This is a genomic window from Glycomyces sp. NRRL B-16210 (assembly GCF_000719515.1).
Taxonomy (GTDB): Bacteria; Actinomycetota; Actinomycetes; order Mycobacteriales; family Micromonosporaceae; genus Glycomyces.
On record NZ_JOGR01000006.1, the window covers coordinates 82848 to 102931 of the forward strand.

The 20084-nt window shown below is 66.7% G+C and carries 16 protein-coding genes; 11 read left to right on the plus strand and 5 right to left on the minus strand.

The features are described from left to right. Window positions 1-51: 51 nt before the first annotated feature. Window positions 52-951, minus strand: coding sequence for a M23 family metallopeptidase (locus IF12_RS0109280; RefSeq protein WP_197034666.1), 900 nt, complete (start codon window positions 949-951; stop codon window positions 52-54). A 675-nt stretch (window positions 952-1626) separates the two neighbouring features. Here IF12_RS0109280 and IF12_RS25555 point away from each other — a divergent pair. From IF12_RS25555 to IF12_RS0109325, 9 genes are all read left to right on the plus strand, one after another. Beyond that, window positions 1627-1944 carry a hypothetical protein gene (locus IF12_RS25555; protein WP_030157250.1) on the plus strand — a complete coding sequence of 106 codons (318 nt, stop codon included), beginning with the start codon at window positions 1627-1629 and terminating at the stop codon, window positions 1942-1944. Window positions 1945-1958: 14 nt separating this feature from the next. Beyond that, on the plus strand, window positions 1959-2708 hold the full coding sequence (locus IF12_RS0109290) for a hypothetical protein (protein ID WP_030157253.1): 750 nt from the start codon (window positions 1959-1961) through the stop codon (window positions 2706-2708). Between the two features lie 45 nt (window positions 2709-2753). Continuing rightward, the gene (locus IF12_RS0109295) at window positions 2754-4211 is read left to right on the plus strand and encodes a hypothetical protein (protein ID WP_030157255.1); all 1458 of its coding nucleotides are present in this window, start codon (window positions 2754-2756) and stop codon (window positions 4209-4211) included. Beyond that, the gene (locus tag IF12_RS0109300) at window positions 4208-5878 is read left to right on the plus strand and encodes an SCO6880 family protein (protein WP_030157258.1); all 1671 of its coding nucleotides are present in this window, start codon (window positions 4208-4210) and stop codon (window positions 5876-5878) included. Before IF12_RS0109295 ends, IF12_RS0109300 begins: the two co-directional genes overlap by 4 nt. After that, window positions 5875-7380: a VirB4 family type IV secretion system protein gene (locus IF12_RS0109305; protein WP_030157261.1), complete on the plus strand. Its 1506-nt coding sequence runs from the start codon at window positions 5875-5877 to the stop codon at window positions 7378-7380. Before IF12_RS0109300 ends, IF12_RS0109305 begins: the two co-directional genes overlap by 4 nt. Window positions 7381-7387: 7 nt before the next feature. After that, window positions 7388-9220: a type IV secretory system conjugative DNA transfer family protein gene (locus tag IF12_RS0109310; RefSeq protein WP_081913436.1), complete on the plus strand. Its 1833-nt coding sequence runs from the start codon at window positions 7388-7390 to the stop codon at window positions 9218-9220. 122 nt (window positions 9221-9342) lie between these two features. Next, on the plus strand, window positions 9343-9993 hold the full coding sequence (locus IF12_RS0109315) for a hypothetical protein (RefSeq protein ID WP_030157265.1): 651 nt from the start codon (window positions 9343-9345) through the stop codon (window positions 9991-9993). Window positions 9994-10005: 12 nt separating this feature from the next. Then, window positions 10006-10971: a hypothetical protein gene (locus tag IF12_RS0109320; protein WP_030157268.1), complete on the plus strand. Its 966-nt coding sequence runs from the start codon at window positions 10006-10008 to the stop codon at window positions 10969-10971. Further along, a complete protein-coding gene (locus tag IF12_RS0109325) occupies window positions 10968-11240 on the plus strand; it encodes a hypothetical protein (RefSeq protein WP_030157272.1) in 273 nt (90 codons plus the stop codon). The genes IF12_RS0109320 and IF12_RS0109325 overlap by 4 nt, the downstream gene beginning before the upstream one ends. Window positions 11241-11282: 42 nt before the next feature. Here IF12_RS0109325 and IF12_RS25560 read toward each other — a convergent pair whose 3' ends face one another. The 3 genes from IF12_RS25560 to IF12_RS0109345 form a co-directional block, all read right to left on the minus strand. Next, the gene (locus IF12_RS25560; RefSeq protein ID WP_133884205.1) at window positions 11283-12731 is read right to left on the minus strand and encodes a pentapeptide repeat-containing protein; all 1449 of its coding nucleotides are present in this window, start codon (window positions 12729-12731) and stop codon (window positions 11283-11285) included. Between the two features lie 137 nt (window positions 12732-12868). Continuing rightward, a complete protein-coding gene (locus IF12_RS25565; RefSeq protein ID WP_133884206.1) occupies window positions 12869-13519 on the minus strand; it encodes a hypothetical protein in 651 nt (216 codons plus the stop codon). After that, complete coding sequence (locus IF12_RS0109345; protein WP_030157280.1) at window positions 13516-15000, minus strand: tyrosine-type recombinase/integrase; 1485 nt, start codon at window positions 14998-15000, stop codon at window positions 13516-13518. Before IF12_RS0109345 ends, IF12_RS25565 begins: the two co-directional genes overlap by 4 nt. A gap of 643 nt (window positions 15001-15643) precedes the next feature. Between IF12_RS0109345 and IF12_RS26130 the strand changes: the two genes are divergently transcribed. Both IF12_RS26130 and IF12_RS0109355 read left to right on the plus strand, forming a co-directional pair. Then, window positions 15644-16300: an excalibur calcium-binding domain-containing protein gene (locus IF12_RS26130; protein ID WP_051704181.1), complete on the plus strand. Its 657-nt coding sequence runs from the start codon at window positions 15644-15646 to the stop codon at window positions 16298-16300. 105 nt (window positions 16301-16405) lie between these two features. Next, window positions 16406-18454, plus strand: coding sequence for a hypothetical protein (locus IF12_RS0109355; protein ID WP_030157284.1), 2049 nt, complete (start codon window positions 16406-16408; stop codon window positions 18452-18454). On the opposite strand, the gene IF12_RS23965 is transcribed toward IF12_RS0109355, so the two are convergent. Beyond that, window positions 18432-20084, minus strand: a complete 1653-nt coding sequence (locus tag IF12_RS23965; RefSeq protein WP_051704182.1) for a hypothetical protein — start codon at window positions 20082-20084, stop codon at window positions 18432-18434. The two genes, IF12_RS0109355 and IF12_RS23965, sit on opposite strands and share 23 nt — an antisense overlap.

Genomic DNA, 20084 nt, shown 5'->3' on the forward strand with positions numbered 1-20084 from the left:
CCATTCCGGTGAGAAATTGCAAACGGAAGTGAGAACCTACACGGGGCCGTGTCAGGAGGAGAAGCTGATCCCGCGGTCGGCAAAATACGAAAGCGGGTCGGTTGCGTCGGCGCTGGAAGCGTCGTGGCTGGTGTGCGCTTCCAGATGGAGGTGTGGGCCGGACGAGTTGCCAGAGCTGCCGACGTAGCCGATGATGTCGCCGGCCTCGACGGTGTCGCCGACCTCGGGGAGCGGTTCGCTCACCATGTGGCAGTACCTGGTCAAGGTTCCGTCGGGGTGGGCAATCTGCATGTACCAGCCGCAGCCTCGCACCTCGGGGGAACCGTCGATGTCGCACGAGTAGCCGGCGCCGTAGAGGGTCGCGTTGCAGCGGACTCGGTTGACGGTGCCGTCGCTGGCGGCGTAGATGGTGGTGCCCTTGTCGGCCCACAGGTCGAGGCCGTCGTGATCGGGGCGCTCGCCGGTGCGGTAGCCGGAGACGATCGGGGCGCCTGGCAGCGGGTTGGTCCAGGCGCCTTTGGGGAGGTCGGCGGTCTCGCAGTTGACGATGGCCGCGAGCAGGCCGACGGCGAGTCGCGCGAGCGGTTCCCACTTCGCGTAAGCGTCGCCGAACGCACTGATCTGGACGCTCTGGGCGGCCTCGGTGACCGGCATGGACTCCCAACCGGAGATGGTCTCCAACTTGTCGTAGAACTTGGTGGAGGCGTAGACCGGGTCCTGGATCTGCTCGGGAGTCCCCCACCCCGAAGACGGGCGTTGTTGGAAAAGGCCGAGCGAATCATGATCGTTGGCCTCGCCGAGATGGCCGAGGTTGCGAAGTGTGGATTCCTGCATCGCGGTTGCGAGCGCGATGACCATCGCCTGGTCGGGCAGGCCGCGTTCGGCGCCCACGGTGTAGATCGTGATGGCGTTCTGGATCTGCTCGTCGGAGAGCTCGGTCTCCTCGATCAAGGTCGCCGCACCTTCGGCTTGAGTCCGGCAGGTGTAGAACATACCGTCTGTCAGTTCGGGGGTGCTCGCTGCCGCCGTTAGGACGACAGCGCCGAGAACTGCAACGAGCGGCAGCGCCAGCAAGGCGGCGATCGGGGCGCGTGCGTTCATGTCGAGTACCAGGATCGTCGGGGACGGGGAGCGCATCGCGCGGAAATCGAAGGAGGAACGCGCGATGCGGCGCTCCAATATAGGCGGCACCCAACACTGATCGTCAATACCGGCGGGTGCCACTTTGTAAATCTGTTACCTGAAATCGCTCTTAGTCAACGAAAATAGAACTCAGAAGTTACTGGTAGGTACTTGGGATGCTCTGAGCGCGCGCGAAGTCGTTTCGGTGACTCCGAGTTCGAGTAAACCGTGAACGGGACAAGCAGGCGTGATCGGACATTTCGTGTCGTATTCAGGTACGAGCACAACGTAACGTGTCTATTGTGAGTGGCACTTGACCTGCAAGTTTGATGTCTCAAAATGGTAACGAAGTTCTTCGTGGAGTTGCAGCAGGGCCGTGATGGCCGCTACGTTAGGCCGACCGATTGAGCCGAACGGATGACCGCAGGTGCACTTTCGGCCCCCGAAGGGACGTCTGATCGTCTCCCCCCAGGAAATGAACCACCTCATTCAGGAGTGCCCTCTATGGATGCTAATTCCGCAATCGTGGTTGCCAGTAGAACGGTTGACGTTCTCGCCCTCGTCCCGAATCCCGCGCCAGTTGACCCCACCGGGGGATCAGAGGGTGTCAGCTTCCTGATCTCGTCCGCGAAATACATCGTGCTCATCGTCTGCGGCATCGTCGGAGTGGTGGCGGGTGCGTTGATCGCCATCGGCGGCGCGAGCAAGCGCCCCGACACAGCCGACCTCGGTAAGAAGGCGCTCCTGTGCTCCTTCGTCGGCATCGTCGTGGCGGGGGTTTGGATCGTCGTCACGAACACGACCTGGACCTTCGTCGCGTAGGCGGGGGAGAGACGATGGGACGCAACAACTTCCTTGCGCGTTCGCGATCGGGCCGACTCGTCGTGCCGCTCGTTGTGGTGCTGGTGCTGGGACTCGGCGGCATCCTCACCATCGCCGCGCTCCAGTCCGGAGACGACGACGCCTCTGCGGCAGCAAACCAACCCTCGCCATCGACCGGCCCCAGCGCCGAAGCGAGTCCGGTCGTACCCGACCAAGATGTGCCCGAAGTGTTGGTGCTGGACACGGTTGGCACCGAGCTGGTCTCGGGCATGTGGGTCGGGTTCGACCATGACCTGACCGGGGCGATCTCCGCGGGTGTGGAGTACTGGTCGACCTACTCTGCGAACCTCGACCCCGACCGGGGCGAAGCGCTCGGCGCAGCGATCTTCTCCGAGTCGATGCTCGCCGACCTCGACACCGAGGGCCTGCGGGCCAAGGCGCTCGACTCGCGCGAATCGATCGGCGTTCCCGCCGAAGGCGAGGTGCCCGAGGGCATCGACTTGAACGTGGCCTTCTCGAACTACCAGACCTACGGGTACGAGGCCGACCGCGTGAACCTCCTGCTGCTGGGCGAGGCCACCGTCTACACCGATGACGGCCTCCCGCAGACCTCCCCAGTGCTCAACCCTCTCGTCATGGTCTGGGAATCGGGCGACTGGAAGATCGACGGCTTCCCGTTCGGCGAGTTGGACTACCAGTCGCTCTTGGCCGACCCCGGCTCACTTGAAGCCACCGAACTCGGCTGGTCCCGGCTCACCCGCTGATCCCGCCCTGCCCCGAACCTGATCCCCATCTCCAGGAGCCCGCCCATGTGCGATGACTTCGACCCCACTTCCGTCTCTGACTACGTCTTTTGCAGCCCCGTCAACAAGTGGGCGATCGACCAACTGATCTCCGGCGCCGCAGATGAGGCCAGCGATACCGTCGGCAGCTCGATCGGCAGCACCGTGATGGGAGACCTTGCGCTCGACGCCGCGGCCGGGATGATGCAGATGATGGAGTGGTTCGCGGAAGCCTTCGTCGCATTCCCGAACATCGACCTCGCCGGCGGCGGCATCTCCAAGGTCTACGCCATCAGCATGGGCATCGCCGCCATCGTCTCGGTCTTCATCATGTTCACCCAGATCATCCGAACGGTCATGACCGCTGAAGGCCGACCCGTCGTCGAAGCCGTTGTAGGCCTAGGTAAAGCACTCCTGGCGGTCGTGACGACGCTGACCATCGGCTCGATGGCGCTCATCGCCTCGGACGAACTCGCCGGTGGCATCATCGACCTCACCTTCGAAGACGGCGACGCCGGACTCCGCGACAAACTCGCCTCACTGCTCGCTTTCGGCGCCAGCCCCGAACTCGCGGCCACCCTGGTCCTTCTGATCTCGCTGGCCGGCATCGCTTTGCTCTTCGTGCTCTGGGGTGAGCTGATCCTTCGCAACGCCGCGATAGCGGTATTGATTGCCACCAGCCCGATCGCCGCGGTCGGCCAGATGTCCCACACCACCAAGCAATGGTGGTCGAAACTCGTCAGCGCCACGATTCAGCTCATCATCATGAAGCCGTTGATCGCGATCATCTTCGCGATCGGGTTCGGGCTGATCGGCGAGACTGAAACCGAGGACGGCACCGGCGCGACTGACGTCGCCACACTCCTGAGCGGCATGCTCATCATCCTGCTCGCGGCGCTCGCCTGGCCCGCGCTGGCGAGATTCATGACCTTCACTTCCACCCATGTCGGCGGCGGTTCGGGGCTCGCGGCGGTCGCCGGGGCCGGAGCCGGGTTTCTCAGCGCGCAATCAGCCCCCGCGATGGGCGGCAGCCCCAACTCCTTCCAGTTCGGTCAGGCCGCCGAAGCCCGCACAATGGCGGCCGTCGGTGGCCGCATGACGATGGCGGGCAACAAGAGCGGCGCGATCGGCGGCGGCGCCATGAAGGCCGCTGGCGCGGCAGGACCGTGGATCGCTGGTGCGGCGATGGCACTGCGCGGAGTCCAGCGAGGCGCCAACTCCCTCACCCAACGCATGGAGCAGACCGCGGCCCGCGCCGGCATCGAAGGAGCTAACCCCTATGCGCTCCCCGGCGGCTACCCCGGCTACCACCAGCCGGTACCCCGACCGCCCGGTCCGGACACGAACGGCGAGCCGCGCCCCGGTCATGGTGCCCCACAGGCGGCTTCGCCTCCCCCGGACCACGGAAGTGCAAGCAATCCGACGCCACCACCGCCGATCCAGCCCCCGCCCCCCAGCCACACCGACCAAGGAGGTAACCGATGAGCAACCCGACCAAGCCCGAAGCGCGCAGCTACTTCGGCTGGCAGGTCGAGCGCGTCGCGTTCATGTTCGGCATGTCCGGCCCGCGTGTGCTCATGCTCGGCGCCGCCTCACTCCTGGCCGTGTGGCCCTTCACCGTCGCCGACCTCCTGTTCGGAGTCATCGTCTGGCCGATCGCCGCCCTCACCGTCGGGCTTGTTTTCTTCCGAGTCCGCGGGCGGACCGCTGACGAGTGGATTACCGGATGGGTCTCCTATCACCTCGGCAAGCGGCGCGACTTCCACAAGTTCGCCTCCGGCGCCCTCGCCCCCGACGCCAGCCCAGTCATCGACACCACCGACCTCGAACCCGAAGCGACAGAAGAGGAAGCCGAGCCGGAGGCAGATTCCATCACCGCCCGGAAACGGCACGGACACGACCACGGACACGGCGTTAGACGAGGTCGGAAGCGCCAGCGCGCTGACCTTCCGGGGGTTTTGGCGCCGATCGAGATCCTGGAGGACGAGTTCCCCGATGGGACGCCGATCGCGATCGTCCATCACCGCATCGACAAGACCTTCACCGCGGTCGCCCGCATTACCTACCCCGGCCTCGGGCTCGTCGACACCGACCGGCGCGAACAGCGAGTCGCGGGCTGGGGCGGCCTGCTCGCCGGGCTCTGCACCGAGGGCAACCCGATCATCCGCGTCCAAGCGTTCCAGCGCCTCCTGCCCGAATCCGGTGCGGCCCTGCGGCGCTGGCACCTCGACCACGCCGACCCGCAAGCGCCCGAGGTCACACAGGCGATCACCGAGGGGCTGCTGTCGACCGCGACGCTGGCAACCTCCAGCCGGGAGTCGTTCCTGGCCTTCACCATGGACGCCCGCCGTGCAGCCTCGGCGATCCGATCGGCCGGCGGCGGCTCCCGAGCCGCGTCCGCCGTGCTCGCCCGCCACGTCATCTCGCTGACCGCGTCCATCGGCGGCGCCGACCTGGCCGTCCAGTCCTGGCTGCAACCGCGTGAGCTCGCCGAAGTCGTCCGCTCGGCGTTCACCCCGAACATGGTGCGCTCGCTGGCCGAGCGTCGCGAAGCCGCCGACCGGGGCGGCCTGCCCGCTGGCATCGATCCGGTCCTTGCCCGGCCGGCCTCGGCCGAGGCCCGCCCCGGCTACTACCTCCATGACGGGTCCGCCTCGATCACCTACTGGGTGTACGACTGGCCGCGCTCGCGCACTTACTCCACGGTGCTCGCGCCGCTACTCGGCGAGGGCCAGCACCGCCGGACCTTCTCCATGCACCATGAACCGCTCGGTCCTCGCAAGGCCGAGAAGGAGGTCATGAAGGAACGGACGGCCCGGTCGGTCGCCGTGCGGATGCGCCAGCGCACTGGGCAGATTGTGCCCGAGCACGAGCAGGCCGCCCTTGACCGCGCGGCCCAGCAGGACGTCGAGCGCGCCAACGGTCACGGGCTCGTCCGGTTCACCGGACTCATCACCATCACGGTCACCGACTTCGACGACACCAGCGACGCCTCGCACCGGGAACTCGAAGACGCCGCCGCCGCGCTCGAAGCCGACGCCGCGGCGGCCCGGATCGAGGTCGACCGGATGTGGAACACCCAGGACATCGGCTTCGCCATGTCCGCCCTCCCCTTGGGGTTCGGCCTGCCGAAGGCACGGTGGTCCCAGTGAAGCAGGCACTCGAACGCCGCCGCGCGGCCAAGGCCGCCCAGCACCTCCCGCACGCTGACCTCGCCGATGTGCTCGCCCCAACCGAAGCGGCCGAAGCGCCCGTGCGGGAAAGGGAGCGCCGCGAGCGCCCGGAGCCGATCCCGTCGCGGCGCGGTGTCGCCAAGCCGTTCTCCGGCCGTGCCCCTCGCATCCCGAACCTGCCCGCATTCCGGTCCTCGACCGGGCAGGTCCAGGGACTCTACCCGTGGCTGTATGGGAAGTCCTTGCCGCCGGTCGGGGCGTACATGGGCGTGGACTGCCTCACTGGCGGGGCGTTCTCCTGCCACCCTGTCGAATGGCTCCACCGCGGCCTCACCTCGAACCCGAACCTCTTGATCACCGGGGTTCCCGGCTCGGGGAAGTCCGCGACCATCAAGGGCCTGGCCCTTCGGCTGCTGACTTACGGCGTGAAGACGTTCGTGTTGGGCGACATCAAGAACGAGTACGCCAAGGTCGCCCGCGCACTCGGCGTCGAACCGGTCGAGCTCGGCCCCGGGCTCCCTACCCGGCTCAACCCGCTCGACTCCGGGCCCCTAGGTCGGCACCTGCCGACCGACCCCATCGAGCTGCGCGACCGGCTTGCCGAGATCCACCGCCGCCGCGTCACCCTCCTCTCCTCCCTCTTGGAAGTCCGGCTCGATCGCAAGCTCGACCCGACCGAGGAAGCGGCGCTCGCATACGCGATCAAGGACATCTCCGGCGAGCACGACGGCAACTCTGAACTCGTCGACCCGACCATCCCGGATGTGTGGGCCGTGCTCCGCGACCCGCACCCGGTGATGGTCGAGGAGCTGCGCGCCGACTCGGTGAAGGAGCTGCGCGAGCGCATCCGGCCCGCCGCGGACGCGCTCGGCAACATGGTCCAAGGCAGCCTGTCGGGCCTGTTCGACGGCCCGACCACCGTCCGGCTCGACTTCGACGCTCCGATCCAGACGGTGAACCTCGAGCGCATGAAGGGCCGCGGGGACGAGACGGTCGCCATGACGCTTGCCTGTGCCTCGAGCTGGGGCCAGACCGCCATCGACGACCCGAACGGCCCAGTGCGTCTCGTCATCCGCGACGAGCTGTGGCGCGCGATGCGCATCCCCGCGATGGTGCGCAAGCTCGACGCCGACCTGCGGCTCTCCCGCTCCAACGGCACCATCGAAATCCTCTCCACGCACCGGCTCTCCGACTTCGAGGCCGTCGGCGCGGCCGGCAGCGAGGAGGTCTCGATCGCCAAGGGCCTCATCAGCTCCTGCGACGTGCGGATCTGCCTTGCCCAAGACACCGCCCCGTTGGCGATGACCCGCGACGCGATCGGGTTGACCGACACCGAATGCCAGCACATCGCCTCCTGGACCGGCCAGCACAAGGGCCGTGCCATCTGGAAGATCGGCCGCTCCTCCTCCCACGTCGTCCAGATGATGCTCACCCCCATCGAGCAGGAACTCACTTGGACCAACGAACGCATGTCCCTATAGGAGTGTCATGAGCAGCAGTTCAGGAACCAGCAGCTTCGGCAGCGACATGATCTTCCTTGCCTGCGCCTACATCGTCATCGGCCTCTTGGCTGGAGTGTGGCTGACCGGCCAGCTTGCGGCCGTGCTCTTCTCCTGGACTTGGATCGACGTGGGGATTGAGGAGACGGTGCAGGTTGCGTTCGCGCTGCCCGGCTCGATCGCCGACCCGGCTGGAGCCTGGCCCGCTGGTGTCCGCGGCCATCTGCCCGGCCCGGTCGGCTTCACGCTCGCCGCCGTTCTCGCGTTCGCCGCGATCACGGTCGCCGGGATCGGCTTGGTCAAGGTGTTCGCGGGTTTCGGCGGCACTAAGGGCTTTGCCACCAGTGTCCAACTCGAACGCGCCCTCACCCACCGCGCCGCTTTGAAGAAGGCGAAGCGCCTGCGACCCGGGTTGAGTGGCCGCGTCGCGGTCTATGAGGTCGCCGTTGACCTCGGGAGGACGGTCGGCGTGGGCGCCAAGCGTCTCGCCGCCAGCATCGAGAACTCCATCCTCGTCCTCGCCGCACCCCGCCAAGGCAAGACCTCGCAAGTCATCATCCCGTGGCTGCGGCGCTGGCCCGGCCCGGCGCTGACCACCTCGATCCGCCGCGATGTGGTCCTCGCCACCCACGAGATCCGCCGCAAGATCGGGCCCGTCGCGGTCCTGGACGTTTCCGACACCGAGTGGCCCTACCCGCTCAGGTGGAGCCCGGTCGCCGGATGCGAGGACTACGACCGGGCCCGGCGAAGGGCGAACGTCATGGTCACCGTCGGCAGCGACGGCGACTCCACAAACGCCGGGTATTTTCGCAACAACGCCGTGAACCTCCTTTCGGCCTGGCTCCACATCGCGGCTCTCGAAGGCCGCACGATGGACGACGTGGTGCGCTGGGCGCTCGATCCTCGCGACGACGAGCCGATCACCCTGCTGCGCGCCAACCCGAGCGCCGTAAGCGGCGTGGCGGGCAACCTCTTCTCCCTCTACACCGGCGACTCTGACTCCAAAGGCGACCTGTTCAACACCGTCCAGACGGCCATCACTCCGCTCCTGTCCGCCAAGGCCCGCCGCCTGTTCTCCTGCCACCCCAATGAATCGATCGACATCGAGCAGTTCCTGCGCGACTGCGGCACCATGTATCTCCTCGCCCCCGCAATGCAGACCAGCGAACTCGCCCCGATCATCAACGCCCTGGTCGACGAAGTCAACGAAGTCGCCCTCCACCTCGCCGACCAATCTGAGTCCGAGCGCCTCGACCCGCCCCTGGGCGAATTCCTCGACGAGGTCGGCAACGTCGTCGCCCTCGAGAACCTCCCCGCCCTCATGTCCTACTCGGCCGGCTCGGGGATCTTCATCGTCGCGGTCCTCCAAGAGATTGCCGCCGCCCGCAAGCGCTGGGGCAGGGACGGCGCCGACATGCTCTGGGGCGCCTCCACGGTCAAGGTCGCCCTCGCGGGCCTCGCGGGGGAGGAGTCGAAGTGGTTCGCCGACCTCGCCGGAACCTGGCGCGAACAGGTCGTCAACGAACAGCACGGCCCGAACGGCACCTCCAGGTCCCGGGCCGAGCACGAACGCTCCACGATCACCGCCGCCGAAGTCCGCACCCTCGACGCTGAACGCGGCGAAGCCCTCATCGTCCACGCCTCCACCCCCGCGATCAAGACCTACATGCGGCGCCACTACCAATCGCGAGAAGCGAAGGACTACGAGCGGTCGGCCGCGGAGACGAAGCAGATGCTCGGCCGCGGCGCGGCCGTCGCCGAACCGATCGGCGCGGTCTGGGAACGCCCTGACCACGCTGTCGAACGAAGGGACTGGCGATGACACAGGCACAGCAGCCGCAACGACCCACGACACCGAGCGTGCGCCGCGGCCGAACTCCCGCAAAAAATGAGGGCGGCGGCTCGCAGGGAAGCGGCTCCGGCGTCCTCGCGATCAAAGGACGCTTGACCGAGTGGCACGCGATGAGCGACGAGCAGCGCAGCGCCGCCTGGGCGGGCTTGGTCGAATGGGTCGCCTGGCTCCACGACCGCTACGAGCTCTCCATCCAATCGCGCCTGCCCGAATGCTGGCCCCAGCACCCCGGCATCATCGAAGAGCTCTGGACGCTGAAGATGTGGCGCGAAGCCCTCTACACCACCGACACCGACACCGGCGTCCTCACCGGCCACGAAGCCGGCGGCCTCGCCCAGCACGCCCGCTACTGGCATACCGACCTGCGCAACCTCTTCACCCAGATCACCTTCTACGCCGAACGCTGCGCCGCCGAACACGGCAGCGGCCGGCGCCTCTCAGACCGGTCGAAAACCGACCTCAAGACGGCGTGGCTTGCAGCCGACCCTCGATGCGGCATCGACGCACCGAGTACGAGTACAGGCACATCGCCCAGCCGGGCACCACGCCTCGACGCCGCGGAGATGCACCGCCGCTTGGAACTCGGTTCCGCGCGCGGACTCGACGGACCCGACAGCGACCATGTCCACTCCCTCGGCGACTGGTGGACCCGCGACCTCGAGACCGGGGACTGGGTCAAGATCACCGACCCTGAGATGCACCGCCGCCTTGACAACCTCGCCGCCACCGAGCCCGGGAACTAGGGAGCGCAACTGATGTCGACCCTCATCACCGAAGCCGAGCGGCGCTATCTCGCCCTGGTCCTTGACCGGCCCGAACTCGCCGTCGGTGCCATCGAAGCCCGCGACCTTGCCCACCCGGGCTACGCCGCGGTCTACCAAGCTGTCCAAGACCTCCACCGCGAACACCCCGACCTCCACGGCCCCGACCTCACCCGCGCCGCCGCCGAACGCGCAGACGCCCCCGGCCTCGACGCCGAACGACTCGAACGCCTCCGCGCCGACGCCCCCACCGAGACCGAGGCGCCTCACTACGTGAGCATGGTCCTCGGCGGCAGCGCGCAACGCGACCTCGCGGTCTACGCAGCCACCGCCCTCGCCGACGGCGAACACCCGGACCCAGACACGCCCCGGCTCAACTCCCGCCACGCCGAGCACTACCAGCGGCTCTTCGACACCCCCTGGCCCGACCAGGCCGTCGCCGCCATCGCCCCCGAGACCGCCACCCGCACCGGCCACGAAGAACTCCTCGTCGCCGCGCTCATGGCCTACCCCGAACAAGCCCGGACCCTCGTCGGCATCGTCCCGCCCGAAGCTGTTCAGGACTTCCGCTGCCGCGTCGCCTACGAAGCCGTCGCCTCCGCAGGCTGGGACGGCGACCACACCAGTGACATCAGCCTGGTCTGGCAGATCGCCAAAGCTCGCGAGATCGCCATCGGCCTTGGCGACACCACGCCGAACTACAGCGAGCCCGACGCTGCTTTCGTCGCCCGCCTCGCCCGCACCGACACCGACCACAAGACCGGTATCGACACCGCCAAGACTCTCCTCACTGAAGACATCAAGGCCAGCCTCACCGAGCAGCGTGAGTCGCACTTGCTGGACCGGACCGTCAGCTCGGCCTCGGTCTTCCACCACGCCAACCAGATCGACCCCCACGCCCCACCCGAACCCCAACACCACCAAGGACCCACGCAGGGGCCCGCGGGTGGTGCGCGATGAACCGCCGCCCCTCCCAGACCGAGCTCCCCGCCCACCGCCTCCCGAAGGTCATGACCGCCACCGAGATGCGCCGCCACTGGCTCGACCGCGAGGTCACCCCGCTCTCCCCGATCCTCGACATGACCGTCAAATACGCCGGCCACTGGTGGAACCTCGACGGCACCGACGCCTGGGTCCGCGCCACCGACCCCAAAGCCATCGACCTCTACGAAGCCACCCAGAAACGAGCGGCCATCGCCCTCTCAGAGCTTCAAAAGAAGCTGGTCTGACAATAAAGGACACATGGCATCCGGTATCAGGGAGGTCCTAGGTCAGTCCTGGCGTGGAGGCCGGGTTTCGTTATCAGTTGAGTGATAGGCGAGATCAAGTGACCAACTCATGCGGTAAAAGTTCGAATTCGGATCAAGTTCGAGCATCATTGCGTCATGGAGTTGGTGTGGCTGTTTGGATGTCGCTTTTGCGCCGTTGAAATGCGCCATGTAACATCTGCGAACGTCGAAGAAGAGCATGTCATCGAATGTGACATTCTGGAAGAATGCGCTCTTATTGAATGAAGCCGCCGAGAATCCACATTTTGAGAAGCGGGCATTGGAGAACGTGACATCGGCATGGAACTTCGTAACGGTCCACTCGGAGTCACCACGGAAAATGGTGTCTCGAAAATCGGCACAGAATTGCTCGCTGAATTGAACCTGACCGGGCTTGCGGCGTGCGAGGTATTCCAGATCGCAATCGAATTCGGCTTCGATGAAATTGGCAGTGCTTTCGAATCGAGCCGCACGGAAGGTTGCCCCGGTCGGGAACTTTGCGTGGGAGAACTCGGCGAAGTCTACGAAGACCGCGCTGGAGAAGTCGGCGCCGTGAAGCTCGCAGTCATCGAAGATTATGTTCTCTAGGAACGCTCCAGCGAGAATGATGCGATCGTGCTCCCAATATTCTTCGGCGTGCTCAACCCGATTCAAGTGCCGTTGGAGGATTCGCTGCGCTTCAAGGCGAACCTGACGTTCCTGATCCACCTCATGATTTGGTGCCGGTGGGAGTGGTCCAAACAAGTCAGGCAGTGGTCCCGAGACACCTGGCCAACCGGTCGCTTCGTGCTGTGGAGGTTGATAATGCTGGCGTAGGTAGGCGCATATATGGTCGATGATTGCCTGTCGCTTGTCTTCATATTGCCGTGCGAGTTCTTCGAGCAGATGCAGACCGGCAATCCTGACCATGGAGCTTTCACTGCCGAGCTTGTCGATTGCCCTAGCCCAGTGGTCCAGGATTCTGCGCTGTTCGGCATCCGCACGAGTGTTTCGCATCTCCTCGTCGCGCAATGCGAGCTGCCGCTCTGAATCTAGACGGGCATCTCTCATCTCCTCGTCGCGCAGCGCGAGTTGCCGCTCAGAGTGTTCGAGCTGACGCTCAGCATTCGCGAGCTGGCGCTCTCGGGCCTTGTGTGCCCGCTCGGACTCTCGTTCGTCATGGAGCTGCTTGCGAAATCGCAGAAGGAGGACGCCGATCGTGGCGCTTCCTAGCCCTGCGAGCACAGCGACGTGTTTGGCCTGCACACCTTGGATTACCGAGTCGACGCGTTCGGCTGGATTGCTGTGATCAAGCGCGGCGATGTCAGCCATCAACCAGAAGTACATTCCGACGGTCGCGGCAACCGCAAGGGTTGTCCAGAGAGCAATCGTTCCCCAGAACTCCGGAGACCGCCAGATTGTCGAGCGCTCTCGTGTCTCGTTGTGGGACTTGCGGGTAAGATTTTCAGCCATTGGCCTCAACGTAGCGTGAAGTCAAGCTGGCTGCACGACCTCCATACCCGTTTCGTGCGGTGTCTGGCGTTACAGAGCTTGCGCCGCCGAGCGGGTCAGCGGGCGATGCAGGGACTCTGCACCGCCCGCGATGTCTGCTACTTACCGAGGTACGAATTCCCGAGTCTCATCCGTTGGGACGCAGGAATGATCAGGTTTGTACTGCCAGGGATGTGGATCTCAGGAGCTAGAAGACCTAGATTCAGATCCCATCTGTATCGTCGCCGCCACTGAAAACGTTCGTCGGCGTTTTCGAGTGCTAGTCGAATCTCGGGGTCGGTCCAGCCGTTGATGGCCCTGAGCTGTTCGACGACCAGCGAGAGTTCACCCTTGACCGCCGCACGCCCCGCATGTTGAACGCGGTGGCAGTCCGGGCACAGTGCGATGAGCCCAGCGAGTCGCTGTACCGCCGAGGTTGAGGCCACCTCGAAGTGCCAGAGCTCGTGGCAGTCGGGCCGTCTCGGCCTGCCGGATTCAGGATCAAATCCGGGTTGCCCGCAGACCTCGCAGCGATTTCCGGCTCGTTCGCAGACGGGGATGCGAATCCGATCCCAGTCGCCACTGGAGAGAATTCCTCGAAGGTTCGATCCCCACACGTTCGCGGGCAGCATGTCCGGATACAGCAGGCCGGGGCCGATCGGGACGGCGTCGATCATCAGTGGTGAAGCATTGGCAGCGGTGTCCGCCCTCGCTTGAGCACCCTGCTCTTCCGCCTTGGAAGCTCGCTTCCTTCTTTGAAAGCGCTTCATGCAGCCGCCGCCCCTCCGTTGCTCCCTCCGAGGCGCTTCGTGAGCTCGGCCTGAAGCGATGCCATCTGAGCAAGCAGCTGCTCGTTCGACATCGGCTCTGATCGGTGGTGACTGTTGCGATTGTCCGGCTCGGACGGTATCTCTCGTCGTTGGTGCTGGCGAACCTTGTCGAGCGCTGCGAGTGCGGTCTCGTCTGCGTTCGCAACGGTGTGCAGGTATCGCTCGGTAGTCGTGATGCTGGCGTGCCCGAGTCGTTCCTTAACAACCATGAGGTCGGCGCCGCCGTTGAGCAGCCAGGACGCATGTGCATGCCGAAGCAGGTGCATCCGAATGTCGACCTTGATACCCGCTGATCTCAATGCGGGCTTGATGATCTGTTCGCGGAACCATCGGTTGGGTATGTGGCCGTCCGTGTCCCAGACCCGGGGCTTCCGCGGGTTGTCCTTGCCGCTGGCGCGACGCTTGCGGCGGTAGGCGGCCATCGCCTCCCTGCAATAGGCGCAGCGGCAGCGCCCAGCGGTGTACGCGCTCATAGTGCCGTGGGCGAAGGTCTGACCGCGTCGATTCCGCTTGGTGCGACCCGAGGGCTTCCCGAGCTCGACCTTGGCGCAGGTGGAGGTGAGACGGGCTTGGGGCTCGTACCAGAAAAGGAGGTTGTTCTCCTTCAGGTTGTTGGCTTCGATGTGGGCGTCGATCTTCTCGGCGAGGTGGCCGGCGACCTTGATGAGGCGGTACTCGCCGTCCTTGGGGTAGTCCTTGACGAAGAACCGCTTGCTTTCGGGATGGAACTCGGGCCTGATCTGAACGACGGCGCGGCAGACCGTGAACGCCTTGTGTTCGGGGTCCCAGTCCGACACGCGCAGTTCGGTGAGTTCGCCCCACCGCGTTCCGGTTTCGATCGCGGTCTCCACGAGCAGCTTCGACATGGCGTCGGGGAGCGCCACATAGAAGACGTCGAACTGAGCGGGGGTGATGATGGTGAGCGGCTTCTTGGGAACCGGGTCGGTCTTCACCAGAAGACACGGGTTCTCGGCGAGGTATCGGTCGCTGACGGCACTGCCGAGGATAGAGCTCAGGAGCTGCTTGAGACGCTTCCTCGTGGTGGCCGAGACGCCTTGGTCCTTGAGCTCGGAGAGCCATTCCTTGATGTCGGTGGTGTAGATGTCGAGCATCGGCCTGTCGCCGAAGAAGGCCATGAGGTGCGCGTAGAGCTGGTACGTGTAGACCTCGCGGGTCTTGACCTCGACCGTCAGGTGGGGGAGCCAGGTCTCTTCGACGTACTCCCGGAAGAGAGTCCTGCCGCGGACCAAGACGTCGCCCTTGCCAGCCTGGACCTTCTTCTCGGCTTCCCTCCAGGCGTCGTTGCCCTCCTCCTCGGAGTCGTAGGTCCCGGCGGACCTCGCGATGCCGTGGCGGTCGAGGAACATGGCCGTCCAGCGTTCCTGGCCGAACCTGTTCGTCTTCTTGTTGCAGTAGCCCATGGGGGAGCTCCGGTTCTCGCTTGTTTTTCGCTTGTCAGACCACTCGCGATCGACAAGGACCTAGGGGTACGCACAGGTACGTTGAAAACCTATGTTTTCCCTGGTCAAGAACCAGTTTTCAGTTGAACTCGCTGCCCGGACAGGGTCGTCGCAATTACGACAGGACCGGGCTCATAACCTGGAGGTCGGTGGTTCAAATCCGCCTCCCGCTACCACGGAATATCAAGTGAGACCCGGTTTTCTCGAAAGAGGAGACCGGGTCTTTCTTTGTCGTATCGCGCTTTGTCGCACTCGCCGATTGCGGTGATCTGGGGAGACGACTTCCCGGTTGCAACTAAGAGTGGCGACAGTCACGATAGGGAATCGGATTCTTAGGTGCGGCGCTGGTGGGGCCATTCGGACTGAGGTCGGCATTCCACAGTATTCACCAGTGCGTCGGGTCGGGGCCGCGGCCGCCTGCCTGGGTGTGTCGGCCCTGGAGCGGCGGTCGGTTGCTTTCTGCTCGGGTGAGTTCCGGGGTGACACGAACGGGGGAGGCCTAACGGTTGGTGGGCGGTCAACCGCGAGGAGGATTCTCCGGGGTCTACAACAGGCATAGCCTGCATCTACCCCGCACTCCTCCACATAGTCCATTGGAGTTCCCGTGACCACCGATCCCTTGAACACAGACCCGAAGCAGGCCATCGCCAAAGCCTGGTCCCGACTCACGAATCTCGGGAAGACGCTTGCCATCTCGGTCTTGGCCGGCCTCGTGCTCTGCTGCGGCGGCGTCATCAACGCCATGGGCGGCGACGACGATCCGGAGGCACCCGTCGAAGTCGCGACCGAGGTCGAGACGTCCGAGAGGGTCACTTCTTCTCCTTCCAAGTCCGCGCCGACCACCCGTCCCGCGCCGACCGAGGCGGCCTCAACTACCGAGCCCGAACCCGAGCCCACGACGGAGGCCGCGGCCCGGGTCGAGGAGACGACCAAGTCGCAGGAGGTCTACTACGAGAACTGCGCCGCCGCCCGAGCTGCGGGCGCCGCACCCGTCCTCGAAGGCCAACCCGGCTATCGGCCCGGCCTCGACGGCGATGGCGACGGCGTGGGTTGCGAGGACTCCTCCTCCGGTGGCGGAGGCAACGGAGGCGGCGGGAATGGCGGTGGCGGCGGCGACAGCGGCGGCAGTGGCGACAGCTCGGATGTCCACTACAAGAACTGCGACGCGGCGCGCGCGGCGGGAGCCGCGCCCGTTTACCGCGGCGATCCCGGCTACGGCAAGCACCTCGACCGCGACGGAGACGGCGTCGGCTGCGAATGAGCGGTCGCCGGCACGGTGAGGCTCTCGGCGGGCGCAGCGAATCCTCAGGCTCCGGGACTTCTGTGGGAACATGGTCTGAGCGCAACGCACATTTCGGGAGCCCGCATGACAGAGGAACCGTTCGCCGCCCACAACACGTTCAACGGTGACAACCCGAACGTGGTGCAGGCCGGACGAATCGACGCCCTCCATCTGCACAACGGCCCCGAAGTGGTTGTGCCGCAAGAAGGCTCCCCGGTCCGGACCGATTGGATCGGTCGCGACGGCGACCTCGACGCCATCGACGAGGCGCTGCGACACGGCCGGCCTGTGGCGCTGCACGGCGAGGCCGGATCCGGCACTACGGCCGTCGCGTTGATGGCGATCGATCGCAATCGGGGCCGGTACCCCGACGGGCAGGTCTACATCGACCTCGACAAGGACGAAGCCTCGGAGGCCATGCAGTCGGTCCTCATCCGGCTCGGCGTCGCGCCCGCCCAGATCCCCCCGAGCCTCGAAGGCCGCGTCGCCGTGTTCCGGTCGGTGACGCGGAACCGGTCGCTGCTGGTGGTCGTCGACCGCATCACGCGCAGCCGCGAGGCCCCGCTGTTCCGCCCCGCCTCGGCGACCGCCGGGTTCCTCGCGGTCACGAGCGTCGCCCTGGACGACCAGCCGTACCTCGTGCACGATTTGGGCCCCCTCGAACCGGACATCGCCGCCGAGTACCTGCGGTGCGCCTGCCCGAACCTTCCCGACGGGGTCGCGCCGCGCCTGATCGCGGAGTTCGGTGCGCGCCCCTCCGACCTGAGCAAGCTCGCCGGCCTCATCCGCCTCCGTTCCCTCACCGGCCTCCTCGAGGTCCAGGACGCCGTGGACGGCAAGAGCCTCCTCGAAACGGTCGAAGCGAGCCTCAGCGAATCGGCGAAATGGCTGTACCGCCTGCTCGCCGCCTTGCCGAACCGCGAGTTCGAGCGCGCCTTGACAGGGATCTTCACCGGCGCGAAGGGCTGGGGACTCGAAGCGGTCCCCGCGCCGCTCGCCGAACTCCTCGACGCCGAACTGGTCGTCGAGCACCGGCCGGGCTGGTACCGGGTCGAGCACGCCGCCGAGGGCCGCTTCGATCCTCGCGACCCCGTTCCCGTCGAGATCTTCAGCGCCCGAAGGGATTCCCTGACCTGGCACGTCCGGCGGGCCCAACTCGCGGACCTCGCCGTCATGGGCGACCGGGCGCGTTTCGCCCCCGACTTCGGCCGCCGCGTGCGCCCTCCCGGGTTCAGCGGCCCCGCCGAGGCCATGGAATGGCTGCGCACCCTCTATGCGGCCCTGTCGGTCTCAGTCGAGATCGCCGCCGATCGACTTTGGACGGACGAGGCCTGGGCCCTCGCTGAGGCGCTGTGGGCCTATTTCTCCAACGCCAACCGGTACCGCGAGGCGGTCAAGTGCTACCGGAGCGCGCTCGCCGTCGCCGACGGCCCGGCGGTCGAAGCGCAGTTGTCGGCTCTGCTGGGGCTCAGCCTCATCGGCTGCGAGGAGTACGTCGAGGCCGGGCAGGTGCTCGACCGGGGCCTCGCCGCCGCTGCCGAGGCGCGGGGCGGTCCCGGCCTCGGCCGGCACGCGCGGCGCTGGACCGAGCTGATGGGCATCGTCGCCGAACAGCTCGGGCGGCTGCGCCTGCGCGAACGACGTCTCGACGAGGCCGACGCGTACACCGACACCGCGATCGCCTGCGCCGAGGAGATCGAACGGCCTCGGGCCGTGGGCATCCGCCTGCGGGTGCGGGCCGAGATCCTCCTCGCCCGAGGCGACCACCTAGGGGCCGAACGGGAATGGCGACGGGCCGCAGTGATCTTCCAAGGCGAGAAGGACGACCGGAACCTCATCGGTACGCGCCTCGACCTCGCCATGCTGCACTTCTCGCAACTCCGCGACGCCGCGAGTCTGGCCGAAGTGGACCAGTTCGTCGCCACCGCGATCCGCAAGGGGCTGTGGCAGCTCGCCGCCGAGACCCACGAGCGTGTCGCCGAAGTGCTGGTCCCGCATTCGAACGAGGACCTGATCGCGAGGCCTGAGGAGCGACTCGAGCGCGCCCTCCACCTGTACGAGGCCCATGGCGCCCCGCTCGACGCCGACCGGATCCGCAACGCCCTGGGCGTCAGCGAAGCCTCCGAACGCTGAGCGTTCCTTCCGGACCGGAGAGCCGCCAGTCGCCGGAGTCGGGTCGTCCGGCGGCGAACCACACCGAGACCGCCGCGTCGGCTGATTCGGGCGGGCAAGTCGCGTGAAACGCACGGCCATCCGCGCACTCCCAGACCAAGGCACCCGGCCCGGTGCGCACGCTTGCCAGAGTCGCAAGTGGATGCTCCCGCAGCAGCTTGCGCGCTTCTATGCGGGCCTCGGCCTCAGGAAGCGAACCGTGGTGGCGGATCACGATGTCGGCCCGGTCCCGCGCGTCCACGTCCAGGCAGCGGACCTCAGCCACAAGATGACCCGCGCGGCGGCGTCCGTCGTCCGCAGGGAACCGGAGCCACCGCGCCGTGTCGCCGTCGAAGTCGACCTCGCAGCGCCACGCCGAGGTCCGGCGCCAGTGCTCCACCGGCCCTGGAGGATCGAACATGCGCGGGCCGGGGCCTTCGGCCGCGTCGAGATTCAGGGTTCGGTACAGGCCCGAGCGGACGCGTTGCGACGGGCCCGGATCGGGCTCTGCCAGCGCCCGTCCGAAGCACTCGCTCTGGAGCGGCCGCACCTCGCACAGCGCCTCGACCTGGGCGAGCAGGTCCCCGGACGGGTCGAACCTCGGTGCCAGCGAGCCGAAGGCGGCCAGCGGGGACTCGGCCGGCATCTCGTCGAACCCGAAGGCCGCCACAGCGGTCGGTATGCCGAGCGCGGCGGCGTAGAAGCCGACTGAGCCGTGGTCGCCGATGACCGCGTCGGCGGCGAGCAGCGCGGCCCGCCATCCCTCGCCCGGGTCGACCATGATGAGGCCGTTCTCCAGTTGGCGCCGGAAGAGGCTCTCGATGCTGCCGTGCACGGACAGGATGTTCGGGTGGGGGATGAAGGCGACGGCGTAGTCGTCCATCGGCAGGGCTTCGAGGAGTCGCTCGGGCAGGCGGGGGTGCTGCCCGAACAGTGAGTGCGCCAGCCACGTCGAGGAGACCGCGATCAGGCGCTTTCGCGGCCCGATGCCGAGGGAGCGGCGGTATTCGCGGCGCATTCTGGCGCTGAGCCGGAGTCGTTCGAAGCAGAGGTCGCCGGTGATCTCGCTGCACGGCAGGGCTTCCGGGCAGTCGACGGCGAGGCGTTCGGCGGCTGCGGGCCCGGGCAGGGCGAGGTAGGCGGGGAGGCGGCCGGTGTCGCTGCGGAGTTGGCCGCGGGCGAGTCCGGCGACGCCGTCGAAGTAGGGGGTGAAGCGGTTGTGCCCGGCGCCGTGGGGGATCAGGGCGACATCGCGGCCGGGTTCGTGGAGGGTGCGGGTCGCGCCGGAGGCGACGATGAGGTCGGGCGGGTCGGCGGTGACGGTGGCCCAGTCGAGCAGGTCGATGTCGTGTCGGCGGGCGAAGTGGCGGCCGCTGCGCTGGCGTTCGGCGTGGAAGAGCGAGTACCGCACGAGGAGTCGGCGGTCGGCGGCTAGGAGCGGTTCGACGTCGTAGAAGAGCCGGTTGAGGGCTTGGACGGTGCTGCCGGCGAGGACGATGCGGCGCTGGAACGGAGCGGTGGGGCCGTCAAGCGGCCAACGCGTTACCGGGTTCCGGGTTCCGGGTTCCGGGTTCCGGGTTCCGGGTTCCGGGTTCCGGGTTCCTTGCTGCAT

Bases quoted from the DNA above. Each gene is read 5' to 3' on its own strand.
- IF12_RS0109320 (WP_030157268.1), top strand. From the start codon at position 10,006: ATGTCGACCCTCATCACCGAAGCCGAGCGGCGCTATCTCGCCCTGGTC.
- IF12_RS25560 (WP_133884205.1), bottom strand. From the start codon at position 12,731: ATGGCTGAAAATCTTACCCGCAAGTCCCACAACGAGACACGAGAGCGC.
- IF12_RS0109290 (WP_030157253.1), top strand. From the start codon at position 1,959: ATGGGACGCAACAACTTCCTTGCGCGTTCGCGATCGGGCCGACTCGTC.
- IF12_RS0109345 (WP_030157280.1), bottom strand. From the start codon at position 15,000: ATGGGCTACTGCAACAAGAAGACGAACAGGTTCGGCCAGGAACGCTGG.
- IF12_RS25565 (WP_133884206.1), bottom strand. From the start codon at position 13,519: ATGAAGCGCTTTCAAAGAAGGAAGCGAGCTTCCAAGGCGGAAGAGCAG.
- IF12_RS0109310 (WP_081913436.1), top strand. From the start codon at position 7,388: ATGAGCAGCAGTTCAGGAACCAGCAGCTTCGGCAGCGACATGATCTTC.
- IF12_RS0109300 (WP_030157258.1), top strand. From the start codon at position 4,208: ATGAGCAACCCGACCAAGCCCGAAGCGCGCAGCTACTTCGGCTGGCAG.
- IF12_RS0109325 (WP_030157272.1), top strand. From the start codon at position 10,968: ATGAACCGCCGCCCCTCCCAGACCGAGCTCCCCGCCCACCGCCTCCCG.
- IF12_RS23965 (WP_051704182.1), bottom strand. From the start codon at position 20,084: ATGCAGCAAGGAACCCGGAACCCGGAACCCGGAACCCGGAACCCGGAA.
- IF12_RS0109295 (WP_030157255.1), top strand. From the start codon at position 2,754: ATGTGCGATGACTTCGACCCCACTTCCGTCTCTGACTACGTCTTTTGC.
- IF12_RS25555 (WP_030157250.1), top strand. From the start codon at position 1,627: ATGGATGCTAATTCCGCAATCGTGGTTGCCAGTAGAACGGTTGACGTT.
- IF12_RS0109355 (WP_030157284.1), top strand. From the start codon at position 16,406: ATGACAGAGGAACCGTTCGCCGCCCACAACACGTTCAACGGTGACAAC.